The sequence below is a fragment of the Streptomyces alboflavus genome, from assembly GCF_000716675.1.
GTDB classification, from domain to species: Bacteria; Actinomycetota; Actinomycetes; order Streptomycetales; family Streptomycetaceae; genus Streptomyces; species Streptomyces alboflavus.
The window spans coordinates 1-319 of sequence record NZ_JNXT01000153.1 but is presented as its reverse complement, the minus strand read 5'-3'; the positions used below and the strand labels follow the sequence as shown (position 1 = coordinate 319).

The 319-nt window shown below is 69.6% G+C and carries 1 pseudogene; it reads left to right on the top strand.

Going from position 1 to position 319, the window contains the following annotated elements:
• Positions 1-319: pseudogene (locus OO63_RS41125) on the top strand (transcriptional regulator); the annotation flags it as partial.

The window sequence follows — 319 nt, the reverse complement described above, 5'->3', positions numbered from 1 at the left end:
GCTCGATGCTCTCGCCGGCTATTTCACCACGCCCGTGACCTCTCGCCGAGGCCTGCTGGCGCGGCTGCACTACCTGACCCGCAGCGACCACGCACGCCATGCGGCCCGAGCGGCCGGCCTGACGGTGACCGACCGCACGCTCAAGGCCTGGCTGGACGGCAAGCGCAGGCCTTCGCAGCGAAACGTGGAGCGCGTCGAGATCGCGTACCGCACGGTGCGACGGCAGAACGTCGCCCGATATCTGCTGCGGCGCCTGAATGCGGAAGGCCGGGGCACGCGCGTGGAAATTCACCCGCTGAACCAGTCCCAGGTACCCAGG